Origin of the sequence: Cellulomonas pasadenensis (assembly GCF_047229365.1) — a bacterium.
In the GTDB taxonomy this organism is placed as follows: Bacteria; Actinomycetota; Actinomycetes; order Actinomycetales; family Cellulomonadaceae; genus Cellulomonas.
The window spans coordinates 1-5,779 of the sequence record NZ_JBFTEP010000181.1; the positions used below are offsets into that span (position 1 = coordinate 1).

A 5,779-nucleotide genomic window follows, 5' to 3' on the forward strand; every position below is an offset into this window, starting at 1 on the left:
CGTCGGCGCCGCGCTGCTCGCGAAGCCGTTCGGCGCGGCCGCGGCGCCCGTCGTGGCGCTCGGCTGGCTCGTCGGGCTGCGTCGCGACCGGGCACGCCCGCGCAGGTGGGCCGTCCACGTCGGGGCGGGGGTGCTCGGCGTGGCCGTCACCTACGGGGCGTGGGTGCTCACGCAGCGCCTCGGCGGCTACCCCAGCACCGACCTGCCCGTCTCGGCGGGCAACGACCCCGACCGCAGCCCCACGCACTACCTCGCCCTGCAGTTCCAGCAGGGGCTGCAGTCGTTCCGGGGCAAGTGGGCGGAGCAGCTCTTCGGCCGCTTCTCGTGGCTGGACGTCCCGCTGCCCGACCTCGCGTACGACGCGGTCTGGGCGGGCCTCGTCGGGCTGCTGGTCCTCGCCGGTGCCTGGCTCGCCGTGGGCGCCGTCCGCCGGGTCGTCGCGCTGACCCGACGCCGCCGGACGGCGCCGGCGGCGCAGGAGGGGCCGACGGCCACCCCCGACGGCGAGGACGGGCCGGACCGCGCGGTCGCGGCCACGGCGGCGCCCGGGCCGCTCCCCGACGGCACCCCGCTGCCGGACGGGACCGTGGCGGCCGGCAACGCGCTGCGCGTCTGGATGTGCGCCACGCACCTGGTCGCGACCCTCGCCGTCCTGTACCTCGCGGGCTACCTCTACTTCCGCAGCTCCGGCGTCGACGAGCTCCTGCAGGGGCGCTACCTCCTCATGGCCCTGCCCGCGCTCCTGGCCCTGCCGGCGCTGCTGCTCGAGGGGCTCGTCCCCGCGCGGTCCGTCCGCGTGCGCCGCGTCGTCCTGTGGACGGTCCCGGCGGTCCTGCTCGTCGGGATGTGGGCGCTGCAGGTCGTCGGGCTCGTGTCCGTCGCGGACCGCTTCTACCTCTGACGGCTGCCCCGGGCGACCGCCCTCCCCCGGGGTGGCGTGCCGGTGGCGGCCGTGCCGCGGGTCGCGGCGGACGACGGCGCCGGGCATCTGCGGACGTACCGGACAGGCGGCGCCGACACGCTGCGGGGCGGGATCGGCGCCACGCGGTCGACGGCTACCGTGGGCCGATCCCCCGCTCCCGATCGGAGACCGCAGCATGTCGCGCACGCCACCGCCGCCGCGCACCCCCTCCTCGCCGGAACCCGCCACGACGGCCCCCGTCCGGCGGCACCGGCTCGCCGGCGCGCTGCTGCTCGCGGGGGTGCTGACGCTCGCGGCGGCCTGCACGACGGGCACGCCGGACGATCCCGACGCGTCGACGTCCAGCGCCCCCGGCTCCTCCGGGACCGCAGGCGCGACCGACGGTGCGACGGCCCCGGCCGGCGGCGCGACCCCGGACCCGGGCGGCACGGCCGGCGGTGGCGAGGACGGCGGCAGTGCCGGCGGTGGCGGCGGTGCGGGTGACGGCGACGGCGGTGCAGGTGCCGGCGGTGGCGGCGGTGCGGGTGCCGGTGGTGGCGCCGGTGCCGGTGGTGGCGCCGGTGCCGGTGGCGGCGCGCCCGCGTCGGTGCCGGTCACGCTCACCATCTCCGGGTGGACGGGTGACCGCGCGGTCGTGTCGGGGTACGCCGAGGTCGTCGAGCGCGGCGGCACGTGCCGGGCGACGCTGACGCGCCCCGGTGCCGCGGACGTCGTCGTCGAGTCCCCCGCGGTCGCGGACGTCGCGACCACGTCGTGCAGCGTCGAGGTGCCGGGCGCGCAGCTCGCCGCCGGCGCGTGGACCGTGACGCTGCGGTACACGTCGTCGGCGCACGAGGGCGCCTCCGCGCCCGCGACGCTGGAGGTGCCGGCGTGACGCGCGCCGCCCTGCGCGGGCTCCTGGCCGTCGCGCTCGGGTGCGTCGCCGCGCTCGTCGGCGTGGGCGTCGTCCTCGCGCCGGCACCGCCGGCCGCCGCGGCCGACCTCACGCGGTTCGACCCGGGGTACATCATCAGCGACCAGGCGTTCTGGGCGAGCGGCACCATGTCGCGGGCGGACGTGCAGCGGTTCCTCGACCAGAAGGGCGTCGACTGCGTCCCGGCGGCGGGGAGCACGTGCCTGCGCAGCTACACCGAGACGACGACGTCGCGGGCCGCGACCGCGCGCTGCGCCGCGTACGCGGGCGCGGCCGGCGAGACCGCCGCGGCGATCATCACCAAGGTGGCGGCCGCCTGCGGCATCAACCCGCAGGTGCTGCTCGTGACGCTCCAGAAGGAGCAGGGTCTCGTCACGGCACGCACCGGCAAGCCGGCCTCGACGTACCAGAAGGCGATGGGCTTCGGCTGCCCGGACACCGCCGCGTGCGACACCACGTACTACGGCTTCTTCAACCAGGTGTACTCGGCCGCCGCGCAGTTCAAGAACTACGCCGCGAACCCCGGGCGGTACGCGCACCGTGCGGGGCTGGTCAACAACGTGCGGTTCCACCCGAACGCGGCGTGCGGCACCTCCCCCGTCCTGATCCGCAACCAGGCGACGGCCGGCCTGTACAACTACACGCCCTACCAGCCGAACGCCGCGGCGCTGGGTGCCGGGTACGGCACGGGCGACAGCTGCTCGTCGTACGGCAACCGCAACTTCTACGCGTACTTCACGGACTGGTTCGGCTCGCCCGTCGGCAGCCCGCCGTTCGGGTTCCTCGACTCCGTCGCGGTGTCGGGCGAGCAGGTCACCGCGACCGGGTGGGCCATCGACCCGGACACGGACGCCCCCATCACCGTGCACCTGTACGTCGGCAGCGCGTCCCGGGCCTTCACCGCGAACGTGTCCCGGCCGGACGTCGACGCCGTGCACCGGCGCGGCGACCGGCACGGCTACGTCGCCACCATGCCCTCCCCGCCCGGGCCGCAGCAGGTGTGCGCCTGGGCCATCAACACGGACGCGCTCTCGGGCAACACGCTGCTCGGGTGCACGACCGTGGTGGTCCCGAGCCTCGTGCGCGGCTCCTTCGACACGGCGGTCCCCGACCCCACCGGCATCACCGTGACCGGCTGGACGTACGACCCCGACGCCGTGGCGGTGTCCACGTCGGTCCGCGTCACCGTCGACGGCGTGCCGACGACCGTGCGTGCCGACGTCGCGCGGCCCGACGTCGACGCCGTCCACCGCGTCGGCCCGTTCCACGGGTTCAGCGTCCGCGTGCCCGCCGCCGTCGGCGCCCGCACGGTCTGCGTCACGGGCCTGCGGGCCAGCCCGGGGCCCGAGCGCGACCTCGGGTGCCGCACGGTCACCGTGGTCAACGAGACGCCGCGCGGCTGGCTCGACGACGTCACGGCGACGGGCGCGGACGTCACCGTCAAGGGCTGGGCGTTCGACCCCGACTCGGCCGACCCGATCGCGGTGCACGTCTACGTCGGGTCGGCGAGCTCCGCGCACGTCGCGCAGCTCCCCCGGGCCGACGTGGCCGCCGCGTTCGGGCGCGGGCCGAACCACGGGTTCGAGGTCACGGTGCCCGCCTCCCCCGGCAGGCACGCGGTGTGCGTGTACGCGATCAACACGACGCCCGGGCCGAACCCGCAGCTGGGCTGCCGCACCGTCGAGATCCGCGACCGGGCGCCGTTCGGTTTCCTCGACTCCGTCGACGTCACGTCCTCGGGCGTCACCGTGACGGGGTGGGCCATGGACCCCGACACGCCCGGGCCGGTCGACGTCCACGTGTACGTGGACTCCGCGAGCAAGGCGTTCCGCGCCGACCGGCCGCGCCCCGACCTCGTGCCGGTGCACCGCAACGGCGCCGACCACGGCTACTCGGCCACCATGCCGGCGACCCCCGGTCCGCACCGCGTGTGCGTGCACGCGATGAACGCGAACCCGGGCCCGAACACGCTGATCGCGTGCCGCACGGTGCAGGTGCCCGACGGCACGCCGTTCGGGTTCGTCGACGCGGTCGTCCCCGGCTCGCGCTCGGTGACGGTGTCCGGCTGGGCGATCGACCCCGACACCTCGGCGTCCATCCCCGTCCACGTGTACGTGGGCGCGGCGAGCACGGCCGTCGTCGCGCAGGGCGACCGGCCCGACCTCGCGGGGCCGTTCGGCCGCGGGGCCGCGCACGGCTTCACCGCCACGCTGCCTGCCGAGCCGGGCCCGCAGCAGGTGTGCGTCTACGCCATCAACACCCCGTCCGGCCCGAACCCGCTGCTGTCGTGCCGCACGGTCACGGTGGCCGGCTGAGCCGACCGGCGTCCGGCGGGCCGGGGCCGTCGCGATACCCTGGCGCGGCCGACCCCAGGAGGAGAACAGATGCAGGTGCGTGAGCTCGCCGTCCCCGGTGCGCTGGAGCTGACCCCCCGACAGTTCGGTGACGACCGGGGCGTGTTCCTCGAGTGGTTCCGCGGCGCGGACCTCGCCGAGACGCTCGGCCACCGGTTCGAGCTGGCGCAGGCCAACCTCTCGGTCTCGGCCGCCGGCGTGCTGCGCGGCATCCACTTCGCCGACGTCCCCCCGGGCCAGGCCAAGTACGTGACCTGCCCGAAGGGCGCGGTCCTCGACGTGGTCGTCGACATCCGGGTCGGCTCGCCGACGTACGGGCAGTGGGACTCCGTGCTCTTGGACGACGTCGACCGCCGCGCGATCTACCTGCCCGAGGGGCTGGGCCACGCGTTCCTGTCGCTCGAGGACGGGTCCACCGTCGCCTACCTGTGCTCGGCGCCGTACGCGCCCGGCCGCGAGCACGGCGTGCACCCGCTCGACCCGGAGATCGGCGTCGCGTGGCCGACCACGGGCCGTGACGGGCGTCCGCTGACCCACCAGCTGTCCGAGAAGGACGAGCAGGCGCCGACGCTGGCGCAGGCGCGGGAGCAGGGCCTGCTGCCGCAGCTCGACGAGGTGCAGGCGTACCTCGCGTCGCTCGATGGCTGAGGGCGCCCACGTCGTCGTCGCGGTCGTCGTCACCTACCGCCCCGAGCCGCACGCGCTGCACGCGCTGCTGACCGCGACCGCGCCGCAGGTCGACGCCGTCGTCGTGGCCGACAACGGGTCGACGGGCGGCACGCTCGCCGCGGTCCGCGACGCCGCGGCCGAGGTCGGCGCCGAGACGCTGGAGCTCGGCACGAACCTCGGCATCGCGACGGCGCAGAACCGCGGGTGCGACCGCGCCCGCGCGCTGGGCGCGACGCACGTCCTGCTGCTCGACCAGGACTCGGTGCCCGCGCCCGACATGGTGGAGCGCCTGCTCGTCGCGGCCACGACGTCGACCGACGACGGGCGTCCCGTCGCCGCCGTCGGTGCCGTCGCGCGTGACGACCGGGACGGCGAACCGCCCTTCGTGTACGCCGCGCGCCGCTGGGGCCCGCGCCGCGTGGACCTGCCCGACGTCGACGGCGCCCGGGTCGCCGCCGCGTTCCTCATCGCGTCCGGCTGCCTCGTCGACGTCCGCGCGCTGGACGCCGTCGGGCCCATGCGCGACGACTTCTTCATCGACCACGTCGACCTCGAGTGGGGCGTGCGTGCGCGGGCCGCCGGCTGGCAGCTGCTCGCGGTCGTCGGGGCGGAGCTGCGCCACGAGCTCGGCGAGGCGCCGCGCACCGTGCCGGGGCGCGGGCGCACCGTGCACGTGCAGTCGGTGGTCCGCAACTACTACATGGTGCGCAACACGGTGCTGCTCGTGCGCTCGCCGCTGCTGCCCCCGGCGTGGCGCGCCGGGTACCTGTGGTGGCTGACGAAGTACGTCGGCTACTACGTCGTCGCCGTCGCACCGCGACGCCGTCGCGTCCCGCTGATGCTGCGCGGCGCCCTGCACGGCGCGCTGGGCCGCACCGGCCCGCTGCGCTGACGGCCGCGCCGACCACCTGCGCCGACGGC

4 protein-coding genes and 1 pseudogene are annotated in these 5,779 nt (G+C 76.4%); all 5 read left to right on the top strand.

What is annotated here, in order from left to right; all coding sequences use genetic code 11:
• Positions 1 to 901: pseudogene (locus AB6N23_RS16930) on the top strand (hypothetical protein); the annotation flags it as partial.
• A 196-nt stretch (positions 902 to 1,097) separates the two neighbouring features.
• Entirely contained in the window at positions 1,098 to 1,796 is a 699-nt protein-coding gene (locus AB6N23_RS16935) for a hypothetical protein (RefSeq protein ID WP_412867155.1), read from the top strand.
• Positions 1,793 to 4,150 (top strand): hypothetical protein, encoded by a 2,358-nt coding sequence (locus tag AB6N23_RS16940; protein WP_412867156.1) that lies wholly within the window; start codon positions 1,793 to 1,795, stop codon positions 4,148 to 4,150. Before AB6N23_RS16935 ends, AB6N23_RS16940 begins: the two co-directional genes overlap by 4 nt.
• Positions 4,151 to 4,219: 69 nt before the next feature.
• Positions 4,220 to 4,837: a dTDP-4-dehydrorhamnose 3,5-epimerase family protein gene (locus AB6N23_RS16945; RefSeq protein WP_412867157.1), complete on the top strand. Its 618-nt coding sequence runs from the start codon at positions 4,220 to 4,222 to the stop codon at positions 4,835 to 4,837.
• Entirely contained in the window at positions 4,830 to 5,750 is a 921-nt protein-coding gene (locus AB6N23_RS16950; RefSeq protein WP_412867158.1) for a glycosyltransferase family 2 protein, read from the top strand. The genes AB6N23_RS16945 and AB6N23_RS16950 overlap by 8 nt, the downstream gene beginning before the upstream one ends.
• The last annotated feature ends 29 nt before the right edge of the window (positions 5,751 to 5,779 follow it).